Here is a 20,778-nt window from a genome sequence, read left to right as displayed (position 1 = left end):
AACATTCAACTATGAGGTTTAATTTAAGATCGCAATCGGGGGCACGCCCGCTCCCACAGGAGGTGAGGTGACCACAAAATATGTGAACACTGCTAATCCTTGTGGGAGCGGGCTTGCCCGCGATGGCGTCGGCTGCGTCGCCGCTAAACCTCGACCGGTACCGTCAGCTTCGGGCTGCCGAGCGCATGCGTCTTCGAATCAAAAAACCGCAACTCACTCCCGGTTCCTTCAAACACCTTCGCGTAGTGCCGCTTCTGGTGCTGAATAAACGCCTTGCTGCGCGGATAAATCGAGATCGCCACCACCTGCGGTTTCGCCTCGAGCAAAGCGTGAATGATGTGGCTGTCCTGCTCACCCAGGGCATGGCCAAACAGGCACAACCCGTCGCCATGGCCAAGTAACTGGTCGTAGCAGAACGACAGATAGTCCGAGCTGCGAATGGTTTTGAGCTTGTCCTGCGACGGACCTTCATTGACGAACAGCGGCACGTCGTCGAGGGTCTTGATCGTGTTGTTGATCGCGAAGCTGCCGAGCAACGTGCCCTCGGTCGACATCAGTTTGCGCGCGGTGCCGTCCTGATTTCGCACCAGATGCAATCCGCCATGCAGGTAAAGCAGGCGGGTTTTATCGGTCGCCGTGGCGCTCAGATCAAAGCTTGATTCTGCACCCTGAAACAGGTCGCTGATCGCATCAGGCTGGTGCTGAGTCGCCCAGTAGTTGAGCAGGTCGTAGTTGGTGGTGAACACGGTCCGGTAGCGGCCCAGTTCCTGATTGATCGTCGCCAGTGTCGAAGGCACTACCAGCCGCCACGGGATGTGCACCGCGTGCACGGTGTTGATCAGCGCTTCCTTGATCGCGTAGTAGCGATTGCGTGGTGCGGCGGAGCTCACGGCCAGGGCCTTGTTGACCCGGCTGGTGGTTTTCAGCGCGCTGAGCACCTGCTCGAAGCTGCGCGTTTGCATGGCGTCAAACACGCTCAGCTCGGACTGGCTCAGGGGTTTTTCTTCGACGGTGCGGGCGTTTTCGAACAGCGAGTCGTAGCCGAAGTCGTCCCACACGGCGCGACTGGCGCCGTTGCCCACCAGCAGGCCGCTGAACGAGGCGGTGGCGCGCAAGGCGTTCCAGTCTTCAAGTTGGGCATCAACATCCTGGAAATCGGTCATTGCGTTCAAAGTCTCAAAGCAGAAGGTCTGATGGGCGGCGACTTTATCACGACCAAGACTTGAGCCAGATCAAGTTACTGCGTGACCGATAGGTCGATCCTGTGGGTACCCGCTGGATCGGCGCTGCCGGTTTGGCCTCAGCCAGGAGACTCGCTCATGAGCAGCACGTTTTTCATCCCCTCCGTGAACATCATGGGCATCGGTTGCCTCGACGAAGCCATGGACGCCATTCGCAAGTACGGTTTTCGCAAGGCGCTGATTGTCACCGACGCCGGGCTGGCCAAGGCGGGCGTAGCGAAGATGATTGCCGAGAAACTGGCGATGCAGGACATCGATTCGGTGATTTTCGACGGCGCCAAGCCTAACCCGAGCATCGCCAACGTCGAGAGCGGTCTGGGTCTGCTGAAAGAAACCCGCTGTGACTTCGTGGTGTCCCTGGGCGGCGGTTCGCCCCATGACTGCGCCAAAGGCATCGCGTTATGCGCGACCAACGGCGGGCAGATTCGCGATTACGAAGGCGTCGATCAATCCACCCAGCCGCAACTGCCGCTGATCGCCATCAACACCACCGCCGGCACCGCCAGCGAGATGACCCGTTTCTGTATCATCACCGACGAATCCCGTCACGTGAAAATGGCCATTGTCGATCGCAACGTCACGCCGCTGCTGTCGGTCAACGACCCGGCGCTGATGGTCGCCATGCCCAAGGGCCTGACGGCTGCCACTGGCATGGACGCACTGACCCACGCCATCGAAGCCTACGTTTCCACGGCGGCCAATCCAATCACCGATGCCTGCGCACTGAAGGCGATCACGTTGATCAGCAACAACCTGCGCCTGGTCGTCCGCGACGGCAGTGACATGGCCGCGCGGGAAAACATGGCGTACGCGCAGTTCCTCGCCGGCATGGCGTTCAATAACGCATCCTTGGGTTATGTCCACGCCATGGCTCACCAGTTGGGCGGGTTCTACGACTTGCCTCATGGTGTGTGCAACGCGATCCTGCTGCCCCACGTACAAAGCTTTAACGCGCTGGTTTGCGCCGATCGTCTCACCGATGTAGCCCTTGCGATGGGCGCCAATGTTCACGGTTTCACTCCGGAAGCGGGCGCCCAGGCGGCCATCGTGGCGATCCGCCGCCTGTCCAAAGACGTGGAAATTCCCGCCGGTTTGCGTGAGCTCGGCGCCAAGCTCAACGACATCCCGACCCTCGCCAGCAATGCCTTGAAAGACGCGTGCGGCCTGACCAATCCTCGCGTGGCGGATCAGCGCCAGATCGAGGAGATTTTCCGCAGCGCTTTTTAGGAGGTTTTGCGACCGGGCGCGAGCATCACGCAGAGCATCGCGCCCAACGCCAGCAAGGTACATAACAGCGACAACGGCCATGCTTGCGGGCTTGCGATCAAACTGGCGATCCCGCCGATTACGGCAGCCATCAGTTGATGAATGAAACCGCTCAACGCCATCGCATACGCACCGCCGACCGGCGAACCGTCATTGGCCAGGGACAGGCTGATGGGGTAAGTCAACGACTGGCCGAACACCGCAACGCAATAGGGCAACCAGAACAGCAGCGCCACTGAAGTGCCCGCCAGACTCCCCAGCAACATCACCGTGCTGCCGACCAGCACCAGCCCTACGCCCGCCGTCATCAACCCGCGTTGACCGGTGCGAAGTACAAAGCCATTGACCGCCAAAGCCCCCAGAAAATAAGCCGCGCTGATCGGCCAGCCCAACAAGCCGTATTCCACGGCCGACCAGTTGAACGGTCCTTGCAGAATCAGCGGCGCGGCGGTGTTGAACGCCACAATCACCCCGTACCCAAGACCACCGGTGAGGGCCGGCAACAGAAAGGCTCGATGACGAAAAATGCGCCAGTAGCTCGGCCAGGCGGATGACGGGACATTCTCCTTGGCCAGCACCGGGAACGTAACCCGAGCCACGACCAGCCCCATCATCAGACTCACACCCCCCAACAGGTAGAAAATCGCTGGCCAGCCCAGTGCCACCTGGATGATCGACCCCAGGTATTGGCCGATCCCCAGCGCTACCACAAAGGAAATCGAAATCCAGGACAACGCCTTGGCCAGCAGGTCGCCGCGGAAACTGTCGCGGATCAGCACCCGGGCCATGACCGAAATGCCGCTGGCGCCAATGCCCTGAATCAGTCGAAACGCCAGGAACGATTCAAGCGTCTGGCTCAGCGGCAGGGCCAGATTGCCCAGCCCGTAGATGCCCAGCGCGGCGAGCAGCACCGGTTTGCGGCCGATGCGCTGGCCAAGACTGCCCCAGAACAACATTGGCAACGCCATGCCGATCAGGTACACCGCCAGCCCCCAGGACACCTGCGAGGCGTCGGCGGACAGGTCCCGGGCAATCTCCGGCAGCGCCGGCAGATAAATGCTCATGCCCAACTGGGCGAGGAAAACCGTGCAGCAGGTGACGAGGAGGGTGGTGCTGCTCTTCATTGAATCTTCCCTGATTTCAGTTCAACAGCCGATGTCCCGGCCTTGAGTGCGTAAAAGCTCGGTAATGAGTTCACAAAAGTGGCGGATCAGCGTCGGCTCCATGTCGGCGCGCAGGGTGATTCTGATGGCCGCCTTGCCTTGTGCGACCACCGGAAAAAACACGGCCGAGGTGAAGAAACCGTGATTGGCCAGTTCCATGGCGATGGTGTTGGCCAGCGCTGCTTCGCCGCAGTTGACCAGTCGAATGGCCATGTTGCTGTTGTGTTGATCGGTGCGTACGAGGCTGTCGAACAGCCGGATATTAACCTGAAGTTTTTCCTGCAACGCGGCAAATTCCGGCGTGCGATGAAGCAGGATGGACGCTCTGCCCGCGCCAATGGCTGCACTGTTCAGGCTTTGCGACCAATTGCTGGGGCCGCCGTAACGTGCAATGAGCTTCTTCTGCCGTTCATTGCCCAGCATTACCAGACCACCGCTGGCGCCAAACGACTTGGCCAACGAGGCGACGATCAGGCAGTCATCCTCCAGTGCGTGCAACCTGGGGCGTACGAGGCCTGCGCCGAATGTTCCGACGGCGGACAGTGCGTGGGAATCGTCCAGGTAGAGAAACAATCCATAGCGGTCCTTCAGATACAAAAGACTGTCCAGGTCTGCGACCCCGCCCATGCTGTAGGCACCGTCGGCGACATACGCGACGGAGCGGTGCTGCTGGCACTGCTTTTCGAGAAAATCCATGTCGTTATGCGGACAGGTCACGACCGTGGTTTCGTCGGCACAGGCGGCTTTGAGGTGATTCATCGAGTAATGCGCCAACCGGTCGAAGACCATCACGGGAGGGCGGTTTTCCGTGAACACGCCGCTGGCCAGCAACGGCAGGATTCCGGCACTCGCCGCACTGCACGACAAGGTGCTCAGGCAGCTGGCACCGAACAGCTCGGACAGCTCGGTTTCGTACTGTTCCAAAATTGCCAGCTTGCAGCGGTTCTTTGAGTTGGCGACGCGAAGGGTGCCGGTTTCCCACAGGGTATTCATGGCGCCGTCGAGAATATCGGGATGGTGATCCAGGCCCAGGTACGACGTCGTGCAGAAATGATGAAACGCGCGCCCGTGTTGATCGAGCATTCGGTTGGCACTTTTGATTTCGACGTTAAGCCCCGAAATTTTCCCGGCTTCAGCGCTCTCCCAATCGTGATCGGCCAACGCAATGACTTTGCGGTAGTTGGTGTAGCGGTTTGCCGCGTGTGCTGTCTGGTCCATGTGAAGATGACTTTCCTTGAGTGAAACGATCCATGGGTGTGTTGCAGTTCGTGTGTGTTTCCAGACTTTACAGAGCGCGGCGGAGGCTTTGAATCGGCTGTTTCCGGTAGGGCTGAGTGTTACAAGAGATTTATGCGTAGGGCGATGCCTCGTGATGTTGTGGGCAATTTGCTTTGCCGAGTCGCGTAGAAACCGGGCTATCCTGCCGATTCAGCCGAACAGAAGTCATCGAGCCCTCCATGCTGCAAAAAAGCCTGATCCGCCGCCTCGACCTGATCACTCTCCAGCTGTTTGTCGCCGTTCATGAGGAGGGCACGCTGACCCGTGCGGCCGCGCGTGAGGCCATCGCCGTGTCGGCGGCCAGCAAGCGGCTGATGGAGTTGGAAGAAGCGCTGGGCATCAGTCTGTTCGTGCGCCAGGCCAAGGGCATGACCCTGACGCCGGCCGGTGAAACCTTGTTGCACCATGCTCGGCAGATGCTGTTCAACGTCGAGAAAATGGGGCTCGAACTGGGCGAACACAGCCACGGTATCCGCGGCTATGTGCGGATGCTCGCCAACCTGTCGGCGATCATTCAGTTTCTGCCCGAAGACCTGCGGGACTTTTCCGAGCGTCATCCTGAGGTCAAGACCGACCTCGAAGAACGCCCCAGCAGCGGGGTGATTCAGGGTGTGCTGGATGGCGTGGCCGACCTTGGGATCTGCTCAAGTGACAGCGACGTCAAAGGTCTGCACAGCGTGCTTTATCGACAGGACAAGCTGATGGTGTTGATGCTTCCCGATCATCCGTTGGCGAGTCGTTCCAGCCTGGCCTTCGCCGATACGCTGGGCAGCGATTATGTCGGTCTGCATTCCGCCAGTTCGATCAATATGCGTACCCACGCAGCCGCGCGAGAGGCCGGCAAAGTGCTGCGGCTGCGGATTCATGTACCGGGTTTCGACGCCATGTGCCGGATGGTCCAGGCCAACATGGGCATCGGCATCCTGCCGCAAAAGGCCTATGAGCTGTTTGGCCGGGCGTTGGGCTTGCACGCGGTGCCGTTGACGGATGACTGGTCGGATCGCGCGTTGGTTCTGGTGGTACGCGATGAAGCGGTGCTGTCGCCGGTGAGCCGGATGTTGTTCGAGCAGTTGCGCGGAGCGGATTGAGCGTTCGCGTTTCGCGAACGAACGTTGCCAACTGAAGGTTGGATTCCAGGCCCCGTGGTCCTCTAGCCTTGGCTCATATTCCAAGAACAACATGAGGTACCCCGCGATGACTGCCCCCTTAAGTGCAATCAAAGTGATCGAGATCGGCACGCTGATCGCCGCGCCGTTCGCCGCGCGCATGCTTGCCGAGTTCGGCGCCGAAGTGATCAAGATCGAAGCCATGGGTCAGGGCGACCCGCTGCGCAAATGGCGCAAGCTGCACGAAGGCACGTCGCTGTGGTGGTACCTGCAATCGCGAAACAAGAAGTCCCTCGCACTGAATCTCAAATCTCCCGAAGGCATTGAACTGGTCAAGCAACTGGCGACCAGCGCCGACGTGCTGATCGAAAACCTGCGCCCCGGCGCCCTGGAAAAACTCGGTCTGGGTTGGGACGTGTTGCACGCCCTCAACCCTAACCTGACCCTGGTGCGCATTTCCGGTTATGGCCAAACCGGTCCGTACCGTGATCGTCCAGGTTTCGGTGCGATCGGCGAGGCCATGGGCGGGATCCGCTACACGACCGGCACCCCCGGTTCACCACCGGCCCGGGTGGGCGTCAGCCTCGGCGATTCCCTGGCTTCGCTGCATGCGGTGATCGGTGCCTTGATGTCGCTGCTGCGGGTCAAGACCGGGCAGGGCGGTGGGCAAGTCGTGGATGTGTCCCTGGCTGAAAGTGTGTTCAACGTCATGGAAAGCCTGGTGCCGGAATACGACATGCTCGGCCATGTTCGTGAGCGCAGCGGCGGGGCCTTGCCGGGCATCGCGCCGTCCAACACTTATCTGACGGCCGATGGCGCCTACGTGGTGATCGCCGGCAACAGCGACCCGATCTACAAGCGCTTGATGGACGTCATCAGTCGCCGTGATCTGGCCGATGCGCCGGAGTTTGCCCATAACGACGGGCGTGCCGCCAAGAGCAACGTGCTCGATGCGGCGATCACACACTGGACCAGCAGCCTGCCGATCGACGATGTGTTGTCGGCACTGGAAGCTGCCGAAGTACCGGCCGGGCGCATCTATTCGGTGGCCGACATCGTCGCCGATCCGCACTACCAGGCGCGGGACATGCTGCTCAACGCCGACCTGCCCGGCGGTACCACGGTGAAGATGCCCGGCATTGTGCCGAAAATGTCCGAGACCCCCGGTGGCGTGAACTGGTCCGGACCTACGTTGGGCCAGCACACCGACGGCATCCTCGCGGGGCTGGGACTTACCGGTTCGGACATCGAACGGCTGAAAGCTCAAGGGGTGGTGCAATGATCACTGATTTTTCCGAGACCCTGATTGTTCAGGAAGTCTCCCCCCGCGACGGCTTGCAGATCGAGCCGACCTGGGTCGAAACCGTCGACAAGATTGCCTTGATCGATCAGTTGTCACTGGCCGGTTTCAGCCGCATCGAAGCAGGCTCGTTCGTTTCCCCCAAGGCGATTCCGGCGCTGCGCGATGGTGAGCTGGTGTTCAAGGGCATCACCCGGCAACCGGGGGTGATCTACGTCGCGTTGATCCCCAATCTCAAAGGCGCGCAACGGGCGCTGGCGACGAGGGCTGACGAGCTGAATCTGGTGATGTCCGCCAGCCAGACCCACAACCTGGCCAACATGCGCATGCGTTGCGAAGCCTCATTGGCTGCGTTCGGCGAGATCGTGCAATACGTTCATGGGACGACGGTGCGACTCAACGCCAGCATCGCCACCACCTTCGGCTGTCCGTTTGAAGGCAAGATCGATGAGGATCGCGTGCTGCAAATCGTCGAGGCTTATCAAGAGCTCGGGATTCAGGGCATCACCCTGGCCGACACCACCGGCATGGCCAATCCGCGGCAGGTTGATCGTCTGGTGCGGCGGGTCTTGCAGCGAGTTTCGCCCGCTGATTTGACCCTGCATTTCCATAACACTCGCGGCCTCGGTTTATGCAATGTGCTGGCCGCCTACGAGGCCGGTGCCCGACGCTTCGACGCGGCCCTTGGCGGGCTCGGCGGATGCCCGTTCGCACCGGGTGCCTCGGGCAATATCTGCACCGAAGATTTGGTCAACCTGTGCGATGAAATCGGCATTCATACCGGCATCGATCTGCCGCTGTTGCTGCAATTGTCACGAGGTTTACCCGCGCTGCTGGGCCACGAAGTGCCCGGTCAGCTGGCCAAGGCCGGACGCAATTGCGATCTGCATCCGTCCCCGCAAACCACAACCTTGTAATCCCACACCAGACAACAAAAACAATCGGACACCCACGGGCAGTCCGCCTGGAGAACCATCATGAGCCTTAATGTACTGGAGGCGGGCGCGAGCCCGTCCGTTAGCCACGACGAAGAAAAAGCCCTGGTCAGCAAAGTTGCCTGGCGCCTGATGCCGTTGATCATGGTGTGCTACCTGTTCGCGTTTTTCGACCGCATCAACATCAGCTTCGCCAAGTTCCAGCTGCAGACCGACCTGAGCCTGAGCGACACCGCTTACGGCCTCGGCGCCGGGTTGTTCGTGGTCGGTTACGTGATCTTCGAAGTGCCGAGCAACATGATGCTGTACAAGGTCGGCGCCCGGCGCTGGATCGCCCGGATCATGATGTCTTGGGGCCTCGCCACTGCGGCCATGGTCTTCGTCAATAGCGAATGGCAGTTCTACGCGCTGCGCTTTGTGATTGGTGCGATGGAGGCCGGTTTTGCGCCGGGAGTCCTGTATTACCTGACGCTGTGGTTCCCGCAGCACTATCGCGGACGCATCACGTCGATGTTGTTTCTGTCGTCGGCGTTTGCCGGCCTGGTCGGCGCACCGTTCTCCGGGCTGGTGTTGCAACACCTCGACGGTTTTATGGATATGCGCGGCTGGCACTGGCTGTTTCTGCTGGGCGGCGTGCCTTGCATTGGCCTCGGCTTGCTGGTGCTGACGTTGCTCAAGGACCGCATCGAAGACGCCCATTGGCTGACGTCGTCAGAGAAAACGCTGCTGGCCAGCCGTATCGCGCACCATGAACCGCACAAGAGTGGCGGCTCGTTGCTCGCCGCGCTACGGATTCCGGGCTTCCTGACCCTCGGGCTGATCTACTTCCTGATTCAGGTGGCGTCCTACGGCTTGAACTTCTGGGCCCCGCAACTGATTCGCAGCGCCGGCACCGAAAGCCCGGTGATGATTGGTTTGCTGACCGCCATCCCTTACATCTGCGGCGCCATCAGCATGGTGGTGATCGGGCGGTTGTCCGACTCGACCGGTGAACGGCGCAAGTTTGTCGCAGGTCTGGTGGCGGTGGGCGCGGTGGGGTTCTTCTGTGCGGGGATCTTCGCTAACCACACGACCTTCCTGATTGTCGCGCTGGGCTTGCTCGGTGCCGGGATCATCGCGTCCATCCCGAGCTTCTGGACCCTGCCGCCCAAACTGCTGGCGGGTGCTGGCGCAGGGGCTGCGGGCGGAATCGCGGTCATCAACACCCTCGGCCAGTTCGGCGGCATCGTCAGCCCGGTGATGGTGGGGCGGATCAAAGACCTGACGGGCAGCACCACGCCGGCACTGTATGTCATCGGCGTCGCTGCGCTGATCGCCGTCGCGCTGCTGTTGTGGGGGTTGCCGCAGAAGCTGCGCACGCTCGACAAGTTTTAAAAGTTTCGCAGGCTACGCCGGTTCCTGCATCGACCTCGCATCGCTGCAGGCACTGGCGAAGGCTGCGATCACAAGATGATGATCGTTCCCACGCTCTGCGTGGGAACGCCTCAAGGGACGCTCCGCGTCCAGTGACGCGGAGCGTCACGGGCTACATTCCCACGCAGAGCATGGGAACGATCAGGATGTCGCGATCACCGCTTTGGCCGGCGAAGCACCGAACTGAATTAACACCACACCGGCGATCAACAACCCCGCCCCAACTCGCGCGATAAACTCATCTGCCGCGCCACCCCCTGAAGTTCGTCGACGATCAGTAAGTCGGGTCCCGGAGACCTGAGATAGACTTGCGTGCATTCACCCCGGCTCAACAGGACTTCCAATGACCCCATCGCTGCTAATGGCTGTTCTCGCCTCGGGCTTTATCTACGGCATCACGCCGGGGCCGGGTGTGTTGGCGGTGTTCGGCATCGGTGCTGCGCGTGGTCGGCGGGCCGGGGCGGGGTTTCTCTGCGGGCATTTGCTGGGGGATGTGGTCTGGTGCAGCACCGCGCTGATCGCGATTGTCGGTGCGCGGGAAATCGGCAGCACCGCGTTCGATGTGCTGGGCGTGCTCAGCGGGTTGTATCTGTTCTGGCTCGGTCTGCGCGCGGTTCGTGCCCGTCGCAGCAGTGTCGAAGCGCCACAGGGGCCGGCACGGCAGCCGTTCTGGCATGGCATTCTGTTTGGCCTGACCAATCCGAAGGCTTACCCGGTGGCGGTAGCGACTTTTACCGCGCTGCTGTCCAGCCGTGCTGAATTGCTGCACTGGTCGATGCTGCCGTGGTTGATTGTTCTGAGCTTCGTTGGCGGCCTCATGGCCTACGCTATCCTCATTGGCATTGTCGGTGCGCGGCAGGTGCGCAGCTTGTACCAGCGCCATGAGCTGTTGATCACCCGGTTGTGTGGGGTGATGTTTATCGGTTTCGCCATCAACGCCCTGGCGCATGCATTGCCGGGGCTGGTGACGAACAAGGCTTGAGACTGATCGCAAGGAGGCGTCAGTTGCACTGATGGGGTCAGGGAGGGTTCTTTATTGCTGCATTGTCCGGACACGCTCATCGCACTATGGCAACCAGAAATTCCGCGCCGTTGGCGAGCTTCATCGATCTCTTGCTGGACGCCGTCTGTGCGGTCGACAAACAAGGTCGCTTCGTATTTGTCAGCGCGGCCTGCGAGCGTATTTTCGGTTATACCCCCGAAGAGCTGATCGGCCAGCCGATGATCGACCTGGTGCATCCCGCCGATCGTCAGCGCACCCTCGATGCCGCGCGGGAGATCATGGGCGGCGACCCCAAGCTCAATTTTGAAAACCGCTACCTGCGCAAGGATGGCCGAGTGGCGCACATCCTCTGGTCGGCGCGCTGGTCGGAGGTCGACCAGCTGCGCATCGCCGTGGCGCGCGACATCACTGAGCGCAAGCAGGCCGAATCCCGACAAGCGGCGTTGTATGCGATTTCCGAAGCGGCCCACGCGGCGGAAGATTTACTGGCGCTGTTCAAACGCATCCATTTGATCATCGGAGAATGGCTGCCGGCGCTGAATTTCTCCGTGGCGCTGTATGACGAACACTGTGCACAGCTGAATTTTCCTTATCACGTGGATGACCTGGAGCTGCAACCCGAGCAGCCCGGAACGATCACCGGACGTCTCTGCGCCGAGGTGATTCGCAGCGGTCAGCCGATTCTGCTGACCCCGGGTCAGGACAATCCACTGGCGGGGTTTGAGGCGTTGGTCGCGGGCCAGCATTCACCCTGCTGGCTGGGTGTGCCGTTGAGTTCACAAAACGGCACCATCGGTGCGCTGATCGTTAAAAGCGTGCCCGGTGGTGAGCGCTACACCGAACAGGACAAGGAGCTGCTGCAATACGTTTGCGCCCAGGTCGCCACCGCGATTGAGCGCAAGCAATTGCATGCCAGACTGCAGCGCATGGCCCAGTACGACCAACTGACCCAACTGCCCAACCGAGAGTTGCTCCGTGAACGGCTTAAAGACTCACTGACGCTGGCTCGGGCGGATTCCGGGCATATGGCATTGCTGTATGTCGACCTCGACCGCTTCAAGCAAGTCAACGACACCTACGGTCATGCGGTCGGCGACATGCTGCTGCAAGCGGTCGCCAATCGTCTCAAAGGCTGCGTGCGAGAAACCGACACGGTGGCGCGCATCGGCGGTGATGAGTTTGTAGTGTTGTTGCACAGCATCCACGCCTCGGAAGACGCCGACAGCGTGGCGGGAAAAATCCGACAGGTTTTGGCTCAACCCCTGCGCCTGGACGGCCACAGCCTGATCATCCAGACGAGCATCGGCATTGCGCGATACCCCGACCACGGCACAGAAGAAAAGCAGTTGTTCCGGCATGCCGATGAGGCCATGTACGCCGCCAAGCGCCAACATCACCAGCGCTTCGGGGCCTGAAAAATCTGCCACCGTTCGTCGCGGCGATTTCAATTTTTCTAAACCTTTGCGGTGATCGAAATTCTGATCCTATGCGGGCTCCTGCTCGCCGCGATCATCACCAAGAGGTAGAGAATCATGCCTAATTCAAGAAACTCGAACTCGGGAAACTTCGCCAACGATCGAACGAAGGCGTCTGAAGCCGGTCGCAAAGGTGGGAAAACTACCACCACGACCGTCGATAAAGACCCTGCGAAACCCGATATGGGCCGCAAAGGTGGTCAGAAATCGAAGTAGCGGTGAAGGTAGTTTTGATTGAGAGGCGGGAGCGTAAGCTCCCGTTTGAATTTTTTACGAGGAGGGCGCGACCATGAGCCGGATGGCCACCCGATTACGCAATGCCAGTTTCGCCATGTTGCTGGGCCTGTGCGCCAGCAGTGCCTTTGCCCAGTCCCCCGCCGAATTCATTAACGATGCGTCGGCCAAAGGCATGGCCGATATCGAAGCCAGCCGCCTGGCGCACCAGAAAACCGAATCCAAAGAGGTCAAGGACTACACCATCGTCGTCATCAACGACCGCACCACCGCCAACCAGCACCTGGCGAAAATCGCCAAGCAACTGGATTTGTCGGTGGCCCCGCGCGAAGAGGTAGTCGATAAAGCCAAAGCCTTGATGCCGCAAGTGCAGGACGGCGCGAGCTTCGACCAGGCCTACGCGGCCAGTCAGGTGAAAACCACCCAGGACGCCATCGAACAGCTTCAACAGGCAGCGCAGACCACCGACGTGCCTGAAATCAAAGCCTTCGCCGAAGAAACGTTGCCCAAACTGCAGAACCACCTGCAAATGGCCAAGGCGCTGCAGGCCAGTCGCTAACCCAGGAAGTACGCGGGTGACCTCGGGCCACCCGCGATGTCCCGATCAGCATTCATTTAAATCCTGCTTACCTTTTTCCTGGACGACGGTGCCGTCCAGGGAAATCGTTTCGCCCTCGCCAAGTTTCCGATACTGCTTTCTCAGCGCTTCCAGTTGCTTGAGGTCCAGCGCCTCAAGCCCCAGCATCGCGTTCTGCGCCTCCTTCGTCACCCGCAACAACTCATCGACTTTCAAGTGCAAAATGTCCGTGTCGCGGTTCTGGGTGTTCTGGATCAGGAACACCATCAGGAAGGTGATGATGGTGGTCGACGTATTGATGACCAGCTGCCAGGTATCGTTGAAGTTAAAAATCGGCCCACTCAGACCCCACAGAAAAATCAGAATGATCGCCCCCATGAACGTCTTGGGGCTGCCGGCCCACAGGGCAAGTTTTTGAGCGACTTTTGCGAATTTCATAGCCGTGCTCCTTATAGGGATGCGCCTGATTTTCAGACAGCGACGGCGTGTTGGAAATTCTAATTACATTTTCATATTCAATAAAAAACCGGCCCTTGAGGCCGGTTTTTTGTGGATGTCTGTTCACTCCGCCAACTTCACGTCCACCGACCAACTGAAGTACCCCAATGCCTCGCAGCTTTTATTGATCAGCATGAATTTCAGTTCGCACGCTGCCACCCCAGCCGCCAATTGCGTGCAATGCCAGTAATGATCATTGGCCGTGTGGCTGCCCGGTTGGGTCGGGTTTTCGGGATCGGGTGCGGGGACTGTCAGGTCTGTGTGGACCACCAGTTCAGGCGGTGAAAGTACCCCGGCATCACCGACAGACATCTCGTAGAACACCACGCTGTGTTCGGCGAGCAAGCTGACGGTCCTGCCACGGATTTGGAAGTTCTTTCCGTTATTGGCGGTAAGCGTCATTAAGCTGTCATTAATTGTACTTTGTGTTGGTTTTGTGCCGCTGATGGCAAAGATGAAACCTTCCTCAATCCTGGTCGGGTTTTGCGGCTCAAGACTGGGTTGCGGATAACGTAAAAGCAGCGATTCGGCATCGACGATCAGCAGCACATTATTGGCTGGCGCGATACTCGTCGAGGGGGAGGCAATCGGTTCGGAAGTCATCATGGATTCCTTTCATGATGTTGATTCAAGACGGTAGCCGCATCGGTTCAAGCAAGACATCCCGTCCCGGCCGGTGCGGCAACGAACTCGGTAGGCCCCTCGTTGCCAAGGGGCCTGGTCATCGTCAGTTTCGGATGGTAATGAACGGATCCCACGAGCAGCAACCTACAATCTTGCAGTCGCGATCAACGATCAGGAAATGGAAGTGGTAGGTCACGCTACCGCACGAAAGTGTTTCCGAAGACCAGTAATGGTTATCAACTTTCTGGCAGCTCGGCACCGACGGGTTGCTGGTGTTGGGAACGGCAACGCACGCTGTAGCCTTGCGGGGCGTGGGTGTGGAAATCAACTCGTTGCCGACGTTGCCAACAAACTTGTAGAAAATCACTGCAGTCTCGAAGCTCTGCGACAGACTGGTTTCACGCCAGCGAATCAAGTCGCCTACCTGTGCCTTCAAGTTGAGTTCGCCACCGGCCTGGCCGCTGACCACGTTGTTCTGATTGGTCACCATGTACACATGATTGACGTCGATTAACGTCGGCGAGGCAGGGTTTTTGCTGATGTTCGGGTAGTTTTTCAGAATGGTTTCAGTGTCGATTGAAACAAGTACATCCGTGACTCGAGACATAGTAAAGCTCCTTGTTCATAGTGAATGCCTGACATCTTCCAGGCACAACAACGCTTGCTTGCCTTACGGCCGTTGCGAACACACTACGGGCGGAACCCACCTGTCACGGGCATGAGCTGGCCTTGCTCCTTGCGTGCAAACTAACGGGTTCGGGTTCCTTCCGACGGGCCGCGATAGGACTATAGATGTGAATTTTAGGCTGTCAAAATTGCTTTGCTTCTAGTTCGACGAACGGTCGCTTTGGTTATGACTTCAGAAGATTTTGCGATAAAAATGCTCATCCAAATCCTCTTTGTACGTCTGGCCCCGTGGGTATTGGCAGCGAGGGGGTTAACTGACCTCTTTCGCCATAGGTCGGCTAGGGCAGAGCGCACTGGTCGAGGTATCGTAGCGAACCGGTTTTCCGCCTCTTGCTACAACAACGCACCGACAGGAGAACGCAATGAGTTGGTCCGCCAAACAATACGTCGCCTTTGAAGATGAACGCACACGTCCCGCCCGTGACCTGCTGGCCGCGATCCCTGCTGTGGACGCGCACTCGGCAATCGACATCGGTTGCGGCCCAGGCAATTCGACCGAGTTGCTGGTTGAGCGCTTCGCCAATGCCACGGTACGTGGCTTGGACAGTTCGACCGATATGATCGACGCCGCCCGCAAGCGCTTGCCGCAGGTGCAATTCGATACGGCTGATATTGATACCTGGAACGAAAACGGCCCGTTCGATGTGATTTTCGCTAACGCGGTGTTGCAGTGGGTTCCTGATCACGCACAGCTGCTGCCTTCGCTGGTGAGCAAACTCGCACCCGGTGGCAGCCTGGCGGTCCAGATGCCGGACAATCTCAACGAACCTTCGCATCGCTTGATGCGCGAAGTTGCAGCCGATGGTCCATGGGTTGGCAAACTGGCGGGCGCCGCCGGGCAGCGGACGGAGATGGCAGATGCCAGTGGTTATTACTCGATGCTGCGAGCCCACTGTTCCCGTGTCGATGTGTGGCGCACGACTTACCATCATCCACTGGCTGGCGGCGCGTCTGGTGTCGTCGAGTGGTTCAAGGGCAGCGGTTTGCGGCCGTTTCTCGATCCGCTGGATGAGGCGGAGCGGGTGCAGTATCTCAAGCAGTACCAAGCGGCAATCGAACGGGCCTATCCGCCGTTGGCCGATGGTTCCGTGCTGCTGCCGTTCCCGCGGTTGTTTATCGTTGCGACGCGCTGATGCGTTAACGAAAAAGGGACAGATTCCGCTCTTTTCGTCTGTCCCTTTCGCGTACCAATGGCCGAGAATTCCGTCGTAGTTAGGCGTCAATCAACTGATCAATCAAAACCGCGTTGCTATAGATCAAGCTTCCATCACTCGCTCGATGCCCGACCAAATGGAACTGACCGCGCTCGTTGTGTATATAGACGCGCATCTGGCAGTCGGACAAAGGGGCGTATCCCTCTGGCAATTTCAACTCCAGTGTGTCCATGTCGACATCGACCATGGCTTCACGCTCATGGGTCTTCTGCAGGCGTTCTTCAGCGTCCTCCAGACCCTTATGAAGTGGACCATCGACGTAAAAATGGATTTCACCCATCGGGGTCGACTTTTGTTGTCCGTTGACTTTGCACCAGCCTTCGATCGTCAAGGCACTCATGACGAAATCTCCGTTATGGACGGCTGGACGCTATCGCTCTTGGCCGTCACTTGTCTGACCGCTATGCATAGGCGAGGATCTTTGCGGGTACTTTTAGCCGATCTTTGCCTTCCGTAATCAGACCTAATTATAGCTGGCAACCGGGCCTCGCTTGCTCGATGTGTCGTTCAGGCGAAATGTGTTGCTGAATAGTTACAGTTATATATAGCGAATGGATTTTAAGTGATCAAGTTGATGCTGAAGTTGGAATATCGAGGCCGTAACGTTTTCAGGAAAAGCGTTTGTTCCTGCCATGAACTATACTTCCTGCGGACTTTGCTACGAAGATAAGTGGTATTTGTCTAGCCTGTTTTGGCGTCAGATTAGTATTGATCTGACGATGTTGTTCTGTGGCGATGCTTAGGCATACCGATGAGTAACAGGAATAGGATGGAAGCAAAATGGCAATGGCAATTATTCTTGTACTAATCGTTATTGCATCCGTGCTGTTCCATCTATTAGCGCCTTGGCATGCGGCACCGCCAGCGTCCAACTGGGGGTCAATAGACACCACCCTGTTCATCACCCTGATCATTAGCGGAATATTTTTCATCGCCGTCACCCTATTCATGGCGGTGGCCTTGATACGTTTCCGTCACAAGGAAGGTGGCAGGGCGGCTTACCAGCCAGAAAATAAAAAGTTGGAAACATGGTTAATTATCGTGACCTCGATAGGTATTGCCGCGATGTTGGCGCCCGGCCTGGTTGTTTATGATGATTTTATCCGGGTGCCAAAAAATGCTTATGAACTTGAAGTGGTCTCCCAGCAGTGGCAATGGGCTTTTCGTTTTCCGGGCCAAGACGGAAAGCTTGGAAAGTCGGACATCAAGTTTGTTGATTCGGTCAATCCTCTCGGCCTTGATCCCAAGGATCCTGTTGGCCAGGACGATGTGCTTATAAAAAGTAATGAAGTTCACCTTCCGCTCGATCAACCGGTAAAGGTCTTATTGCGTTCCAAAGATGTACTGCACAACTTCTATATACCTCAGATTCGCAGCAAGATGGACATGGTGCCAGGGATGGTGTCGTACTTTTGGTTTACGCCGACTGTAATCGGGAAGTACGAAGTCCTGTGTGCCGAGTATTGTGGCGTAGGTCATTACAACATGCGCGGCCATATGATCGTGGAAGAGCAGGGCGCCTTCGATCAATGGCTGAACAGCCAACCGACTTTTGCGCAGACATTAACGACAGCTGCCAAACCCAGTCAGGACAGCGTGCTGGAAAAAGGTCGCTTGTTGGCCGAAAAATACGGCTGCGGTGCCTGCCATAGCCAGGATGGCAGTGCCAGTCTCGGCCCGGGATGGAAGGGGCTGTACGGCCGCACTGAACAGTTTGCCGATGGCACCAGTGCGCTGGTCGATGAGGCCTACGTGAAAGAGTCGATCCTCGATCCGAAGGCCCGACTGGTACAGGGCTACCCGCCAGTCATGGTGGCCTATACTCTCACTGAAGATGAACTGGGTGCTGTCGTCGCCCTGATCAAATCGCTCGGTGCCGGGCAGCAAAACGTTGAACCTGGCGAAGCGTCGAGCCCAGGTGACGATTTGGCGACACAGGGGCAGGGGTTGGCTCAGTCGCTCGGCTGTCTGGCCTGCCACAGTGTCGATGGCAGCAAGGGTATCGGCCCCAGTTGGCAGCGCCTGTATGGCGAGACCGTAACCCTTGCCGACGGTACGAGTATCAAGGCCGATGAGGGCTATATAAAGGATTCGATTCTTAATCCCAGCGCCAAAATCGTCAAAGGCTACGCAGCCGTCATGCCGGCCTTTACCCCGAGTGATCAGGAGTTGAACGCACTGATCGCTTTTATCAAATCCAAAGCGAATGCCGACGCTGATGCGAGCAAGGCGGAGCCAGGGAAGTAGCCGTAAAGCAGCCAGGAATGCACCGAAACTTCGAACAGGAGGATGACGTGATGGCCTATGCGGAGCAAGCCGAAACAGAAGCACTGCACGAACCCAAAAGTTTCCTGACCAAATATATCTGGAGTCAGGACCACAAGGTCATAGCCATTCAATATTCATTGACGGCTCTGTTCGTGGGCGTTATCGCCGTGGTGTTGTCCGGCTTGATGCGCATACAGATTGGCTTCCCCGGCACTTTGGAGTTCATGGACGCCAGTGCTTACTATCAGGCGATGACCATGCACGGCATGATCATGGTCATTTATTTGCTGACGGCCTTGTTTCTGGGTGGCTTCGGTAACTATCTGATCCCGCTGATGGTGGGCGCCCGCGACATGGTCTTCCCCTATGTCAACATGCTGAGTTACTGGTTCTACCTGCTGGCGGTAGTGGTGTTGCTCTCCAGTTTCTTTGTACCGGGCGGCCCCACCGGTTCGGGCTGGACGCTCTATCCGCCACAGTCCATTTCTCAGGGGACACCGGGGGTCGAGTGGGGCATTGTCCTGATGCTCGTCTCTCTGGCGATTTTTATTGTCGCAGCCACCATGGGTGGGTTGAACTACGTCACCACGGTGTTGCAGGCGCGCACGCACGGCATGACATTGTTTCGCATGCCGCTCTCCGTATGGGGAATCTTCATGGCCTCGATCATGGCCTTGTTGGCATTCCCGGCGCTGTTTGTCAGTGCGGTCATGATGCTGTTTGACAAGCTGTTGGGCACCAGCTTCTTTATGCCGGCGATGATCTCGCTGGGGCAGGCGGTCGATCACCAGGGGGGCAGCCCCATCTTGTTCCAGCACCTGTTCTGGTTCTTCGGTCACCCGGAGGTCTACATCGTTGCTCTCCCTGCGTTTGGTCTGGTCTCCGACTTGATCAGCACGCATGCGCGTAAAAATATCTTCGGTTACCGAATGATGGTGTGGGCCATTATTGCGATTGGCGTACTCAGCTTTGTGGTCTGGGCGCATCATATGTATGTCAGCGGAATGAACCCGTACTTTGGCTTTTTCTTCGCCGTCACCACCTTGATCATCGCGGTGCCGACCGCACTGAAAGTCTACAACTGGGTGCTGACCCTGTGGCGCGGCGACATTCATCTGACCGTGCCGATGCTGTTTGCCCTGGCCTTTATCGTCACTTTCCTGGTCGGCGGTCTGACCGGGTTGTTTCTGGGCAATGTGATCGTGGATATTCCGCTCTCGGACACCTATTTCGTTGTGGCTCATTTTCATATGGTCATGGGGGTTGCGCCGGTACTGGTGGTGTTCGGCGGCATCTATCATTGGTTCCCGAAAGTCACCGGGCGCATGTTGAACGACACCCTGGGCAAGCTGCATTTCTGGATTACCTTTCTGGGTACCTACGCCATCTTCTTCCCCATGCACTACCTGGGATTCCAGGGCATGCCACGCCGTTACTACGCCTATGAAAACTACGCGTTCATTCCGCAGTCGGCGCAAGAGCTGAATGCCTTCATTACGGTGATCGCATTGGCCGTCGGCGTTTCCCAGTTGCTGTTCCTGTTTAACCTGGCCTGGAGCACGTTTAAAGGCAAACCCGCAGGCAGTAATCCCTGGGGCGCGGCCAGTCTGGAATGGCAAACACCGAACACCCCGCCGATACACGGTAACTGGGGAGCGAAGCTGCCGATCGTGCATCGCTGGGCCTATGACTACAGTGTGCCGGGGATAGAACAGGATTTCGTTCCGCAAACAGTCTCCGCCGAGGAGCTGGAGCACATGCGGCAACTCAGTGCCGGAACCACGATAGCGGACGTTAAACCATGAGCAGGCTGCTATTGAGAAACGCCGACGGCGCTGACCCCGGCGGCAGCTGGAATCGCGATCCGGAGGATATCGGGGCCGGCGTGGGGCCCGATCGAAACCAAATCGCCAAAACAGGCCTGCGCTTGTTTCTGGTTGTGGTGAGTTCGTTGTTCTCTCTCTTCTTGCTCGCCTTTATCGCCCGTTCACAAATGACCGACTGGCTACCCCTGACAGAGCCCTTGGCGCCGTTAGCCAATCTCTCGCAGTTATGGCTGAATTCGGCTTTTCTGGTACTCAGTTGCATCGCACTGCAGTGGTCGCGTATGGCCGCCCGAAAGGCGCGACTGGGTGCAACTGTGATTGGTTTTGCATTGGCGGGCGTATTCGCCATTGCTTTTCTGGCGGGACAGCTCTGGGTCTGGCAGCAGTTTGTCGCCTGGGGTTACTTTCTCGCCAGCAATCCGGCCAACAGCTTCTTCTACCTGTTGACCGGCCTGCATGCGCTCCACCTGCTGGGCGGGCTGATAGCCTGGGGCATAATCGTTGCTAAATTCCTGCAGCGCGTGCCGTTGCCGCAACTCAGCGCCAGCGTAGAGCTGTGTGCCATCTATTGGCATTACTTACTGGGTCTTTGGTTCGTGCTATTCGCTCTGCTGACCAGCACGCCCCAAACCTATGAAGCCATTGCCAGATTCTGCGGCCTGAGGTGAAA

At 58.2% G+C, this 20,778-nt stretch carries 20 protein-coding genes; 13 read left to right on the top strand and 7 right to left on the bottom strand.

Annotated features, from left to right (window positions below; translation table 11 throughout):
* Positions 1-143 precede the first annotated feature (143 nt).
* On the bottom strand, positions 144-1,163 hold the full coding sequence (locus ACMXYI_RS30870) for a DUF4917 family protein (protein ID WP_415770920.1): 1,020 nt from the start codon (positions 1,161-1,163) through the stop codon (positions 144-146).
* Positions 1,164-1,319: 156 nt separating this feature from the next.
* Here ACMXYI_RS30870 and yiaY point away from each other — a divergent pair, with 156 nt between their 5' ends.
* Positions 1,320-2,468 (top strand): L-threonine dehydrogenase, encoded by a 1,149-nt coding sequence (yiaY, locus tag ACMXYI_RS30865; protein WP_415770918.1) that lies wholly within the window; start codon positions 1,320-1,322, stop codon positions 2,466-2,468.
* On the opposite strand, the gene ACMXYI_RS30860 is transcribed toward yiaY, so the two are convergent.
* Together ACMXYI_RS30860 and ACMXYI_RS30855 are read right to left on the bottom strand one after the other, a co-directional pair.
* Entirely contained in the window at positions 2,465-3,631 is a 1,167-nt protein-coding gene (locus tag ACMXYI_RS30860; protein WP_415770916.1) for a multidrug effflux MFS transporter, read from the bottom strand. The two genes, yiaY and ACMXYI_RS30860, sit on opposite strands and share 4 nt — an antisense overlap.
* A 21-nt stretch (positions 3,632-3,652) precedes the next feature.
* Entirely contained in the window at positions 3,653-4,888 is a 1,236-nt protein-coding gene (locus ACMXYI_RS30855) for an aminotransferase class I/II-fold pyridoxal phosphate-dependent enzyme (RefSeq protein WP_415770914.1), read from the bottom strand.
* Between the two features lie 239 nt (positions 4,889-5,127).
* On the opposite strand from ACMXYI_RS30855, the gene ACMXYI_RS30850 reads away from it, so the two are divergent.
* The 8 genes from ACMXYI_RS30850 to ACMXYI_RS30815 all read left to right on the top strand — a co-directional run bounded on the left by ACMXYI_RS30850 (position 5,128) and on the right by ACMXYI_RS30815 (position 12,973).
* Positions 5,128-6,036 (top strand): LysR family transcriptional regulator, encoded by a 909-nt coding sequence (locus tag ACMXYI_RS30850; RefSeq protein WP_415770912.1) that lies wholly within the window; start codon positions 5,128-5,130, stop codon positions 6,034-6,036.
* A gap of 106 nt (positions 6,037-6,142) precedes the next feature.
* The gene (locus ACMXYI_RS30845; protein WP_415770911.1) at positions 6,143-7,336 is read left to right on the top strand and encodes a CaiB/BaiF CoA transferase family protein; all 1,194 of its coding nucleotides are present in this window, start codon (positions 6,143-6,145) and stop codon (positions 7,334-7,336) included.
* Positions 7,333-8,271, top strand: coding sequence for a hydroxymethylglutaryl-CoA lyase (locus tag ACMXYI_RS30840; protein WP_415770909.1), 939 nt, complete (start codon positions 7,333-7,335; stop codon positions 8,269-8,271). Before ACMXYI_RS30845 ends, ACMXYI_RS30840 begins: the two co-directional genes overlap by 4 nt.
* A gap of 60 nt (positions 8,272-8,331) precedes the next feature.
* Positions 8,332-9,663 carry an MFS transporter gene (locus tag ACMXYI_RS30835; RefSeq protein ID WP_415770907.1) on the top strand — a complete coding sequence of 444 codons (1,332 nt, stop codon included), beginning with the start codon at positions 8,332-8,334 and terminating at the stop codon, positions 9,661-9,663.
* Positions 9,664-10,045: 382 nt separating this feature from the next.
* Positions 10,046-10,684: a LysE family translocator gene (locus tag ACMXYI_RS30830; protein WP_033061380.1), complete on the top strand. Its 639-nt coding sequence runs from the start codon at positions 10,046-10,048 to the stop codon at positions 10,682-10,684.
* Between the two features lie 86 nt (positions 10,685-10,770).
* Entirely contained in the window at positions 10,771-12,120 is a 1,350-nt protein-coding gene (locus ACMXYI_RS30825; RefSeq protein ID WP_415770905.1) for a sensor domain-containing protein, read from the top strand.
* 117 nt (positions 12,121-12,237) lie between these two features.
* Entirely contained in the window at positions 12,238-12,396 is a 159-nt protein-coding gene (locus tag ACMXYI_RS30820) for a KGG domain-containing protein (protein ID WP_010462447.1), read from the top strand.
* 73 nt (positions 12,397-12,469) lie between these two features.
* Positions 12,470-12,973 carry a DUF4142 domain-containing protein gene (locus ACMXYI_RS30815; RefSeq protein ID WP_415770903.1) on the top strand — a complete coding sequence of 168 codons (504 nt, stop codon included), beginning with the start codon at positions 12,470-12,472 and terminating at the stop codon, positions 12,971-12,973.
* A gap of 45 nt (positions 12,974-13,018) precedes the next feature.
* Here ACMXYI_RS30815 and ACMXYI_RS30810 read toward each other — a convergent pair whose 3' ends face one another.
* The 3 genes from ACMXYI_RS30810 to ACMXYI_RS30800 all read right to left on the bottom strand — a co-directional run bounded on the left by ACMXYI_RS30810 (position 13,019) and on the right by ACMXYI_RS30800 (position 14,720).
* A complete protein-coding gene (locus ACMXYI_RS30810) occupies positions 13,019-13,429 on the bottom strand; it encodes a low affinity iron permease family protein (protein ID WP_415770902.1) in 411 nt (136 codons plus the stop codon).
* Positions 13,430-13,552: 123 nt separating this feature from the next.
* Positions 13,553-14,092 carry an AidA/PixA family protein gene (locus tag ACMXYI_RS30805; protein WP_415770900.1) on the bottom strand — a complete coding sequence of 180 codons (540 nt, stop codon included), beginning with the start codon at positions 14,090-14,092 and terminating at the stop codon, positions 13,553-13,555.
* 124 nt (positions 14,093-14,216) lie between these two features.
* Positions 14,217-14,720 (bottom strand): inclusion body family protein, encoded by a 504-nt coding sequence (locus ACMXYI_RS30800; protein ID WP_033061388.1) that lies wholly within the window; start codon positions 14,718-14,720, stop codon positions 14,217-14,219.
* A gap of 442 nt (positions 14,721-15,162) precedes the next feature.
* Between ACMXYI_RS30800 and tam the strand changes: the two genes are divergently transcribed.
* Entirely contained in the window at positions 15,163-15,933 is a 771-nt protein-coding gene (gene tam / locus ACMXYI_RS30795; RefSeq protein ID WP_415770898.1) for a trans-aconitate 2-methyltransferase, read from the top strand.
* Between the two features lie 79 nt (positions 15,934-16,012).
* Here tam and ACMXYI_RS30790 read toward each other — a convergent pair whose 3' ends face one another.
* Positions 16,013-16,354: a hypothetical protein gene (locus ACMXYI_RS30790; protein WP_415770896.1), complete on the bottom strand. Its 342-nt coding sequence runs from the start codon at positions 16,352-16,354 to the stop codon at positions 16,013-16,015.
* A gap of 440 nt (positions 16,355-16,794) precedes the next feature.
* Between ACMXYI_RS30790 and ACMXYI_RS30785 the strand changes: the two genes are divergently transcribed.
* The 3 genes from ACMXYI_RS30785 to ACMXYI_RS30775 are packed head-to-tail and all read left to right on the top strand — an operon-like array spanning position 16,795 to position 20,776.
* Positions 16,795-18,261 carry a c-type cytochrome gene (locus tag ACMXYI_RS30785; protein WP_415770894.1) on the top strand — a complete coding sequence of 489 codons (1,467 nt, stop codon included), beginning with the start codon at positions 16,795-16,797 and terminating at the stop codon, positions 18,259-18,261.
* Positions 18,262-18,311: 50 nt separating this feature from the next.
* A complete protein-coding gene (gene ctaD / locus ACMXYI_RS30780; protein WP_415774002.1) occupies positions 18,312-20,087 on the top strand; it encodes a cytochrome c oxidase subunit I in 1,776 nt (591 codons plus the stop codon).
* Positions 20,084-20,776 (top strand): cytochrome c oxidase subunit 3, encoded by a 693-nt coding sequence (locus tag ACMXYI_RS30775; protein ID WP_415770892.1) that lies wholly within the window; start codon positions 20,084-20,086, stop codon positions 20,774-20,776. The genes ctaD and ACMXYI_RS30775 overlap by 4 nt, the downstream gene beginning before the upstream one ends.
* Positions 20,777-20,778: the final 2 nt, after the last annotated feature.

Origin of the sequence: Pseudomonas lyxosi (assembly GCF_047758685.1) — a bacterium.
In the GTDB taxonomy this organism is placed as follows: domain Bacteria; phylum Pseudomonadota; class Gammaproteobacteria; order Pseudomonadales; family Pseudomonadaceae; genus Aquipseudomonas; species Aquipseudomonas lyxosi.
The sequence above is the reverse complement of the archived record's forward strand: the minus strand, read 5'-3'. Positions and strand labels throughout refer to the sequence as shown.

Bases quoted from the DNA above. Each gene is read 5' to 3' on its own strand.
- ACMXYI_RS30805 (WP_415770900.1), bottom strand. From the start codon at position 14,092: ATGACTTCCGAACCGATTGCCTCCCCCTCGACGAGTATCGCGCCAGCC.
- ACMXYI_RS30860 (WP_415770916.1), bottom strand. From the start codon at position 3,631: ATGAAGAGCAGCACCACCCTCCTCGTCACCTGCTGCACGGTTTTCCTC.
- ACMXYI_RS30845 (WP_415770911.1), top strand. From the start codon at position 6,143: ATGACTGCCCCCTTAAGTGCAATCAAAGTGATCGAGATCGGCACGCTG.
- yiaY (WP_415770918.1), top strand. From the start codon at position 1,320: ATGAGCAGCACGTTTTTCATCCCCTCCGTGAACATCATGGGCATCGGT.
- ACMXYI_RS30790 (WP_415770896.1), bottom strand. From the start codon at position 16,354: ATGAGTGCCTTGACGATCGAAGGCTGGTGCAAAGTCAACGGACAACAA.
- ACMXYI_RS30820 (WP_010462447.1), top strand. From the start codon at position 12,238: ATGCCTAATTCAAGAAACTCGAACTCGGGAAACTTCGCCAACGATCGA.
- ACMXYI_RS30850 (WP_415770912.1), top strand. From the start codon at position 5,128: ATGCTGCAAAAAAGCCTGATCCGCCGCCTCGACCTGATCACTCTCCAG.
- ACMXYI_RS30835 (WP_415770907.1), top strand. From the start codon at position 8,332: ATGAGCCTTAATGTACTGGAGGCGGGCGCGAGCCCGTCCGTTAGCCAC.
- ACMXYI_RS30815 (WP_415770903.1), top strand. From the start codon at position 12,470: ATGAGCCGGATGGCCACCCGATTACGCAATGCCAGTTTCGCCATGTTG.
- tam (WP_415770898.1), top strand. From the start codon at position 15,163: ATGAGTTGGTCCGCCAAACAATACGTCGCCTTTGAAGATGAACGCACA.
- ACMXYI_RS30840 (WP_415770909.1), top strand. From the start codon at position 7,333: ATGATCACTGATTTTTCCGAGACCCTGATTGTTCAGGAAGTCTCCCCC.
- ACMXYI_RS30830 (WP_033061380.1), top strand. From the start codon at position 10,046: ATGACCCCATCGCTGCTAATGGCTGTTCTCGCCTCGGGCTTTATCTAC.
- ACMXYI_RS30785 (WP_415770894.1), top strand. From the start codon at position 16,795: ATGGCAATGGCAATTATTCTTGTACTAATCGTTATTGCATCCGTGCTG.
- ACMXYI_RS30855 (WP_415770914.1), bottom strand. From the start codon at position 4,888: ATGGACCAGACAGCACACGCGGCAAACCGCTACACCAACTACCGCAAA.
- ACMXYI_RS30810 (WP_415770902.1), bottom strand. From the start codon at position 13,429: ATGAAATTCGCAAAAGTCGCTCAAAAACTTGCCCTGTGGGCCGGCAGC.
- ACMXYI_RS30870 (WP_415770920.1), bottom strand. From the start codon at position 1,163: ATGACCGATTTCCAGGATGTTGATGCCCAACTTGAAGACTGGAACGCC.
- ACMXYI_RS30825 (WP_415770905.1), top strand. From the start codon at position 10,771: ATGGCAACCAGAAATTCCGCGCCGTTGGCGAGCTTCATCGATCTCTTG.
- ACMXYI_RS30800 (WP_033061388.1), bottom strand. From the start codon at position 14,720: ATGTCTCGAGTCACGGATGTACTTGTTTCAATCGACACTGAAACCATT.
- ctaD (WP_415774002.1), top strand. From the start codon at position 18,312: ATGGCCTATGCGGAGCAAGCCGAAACAGAAGCACTGCACGAACCCAAA.
- ACMXYI_RS30775 (WP_415770892.1), top strand. From the start codon at position 20,084: ATGAGCAGGCTGCTATTGAGAAACGCCGACGGCGCTGACCCCGGCGGC.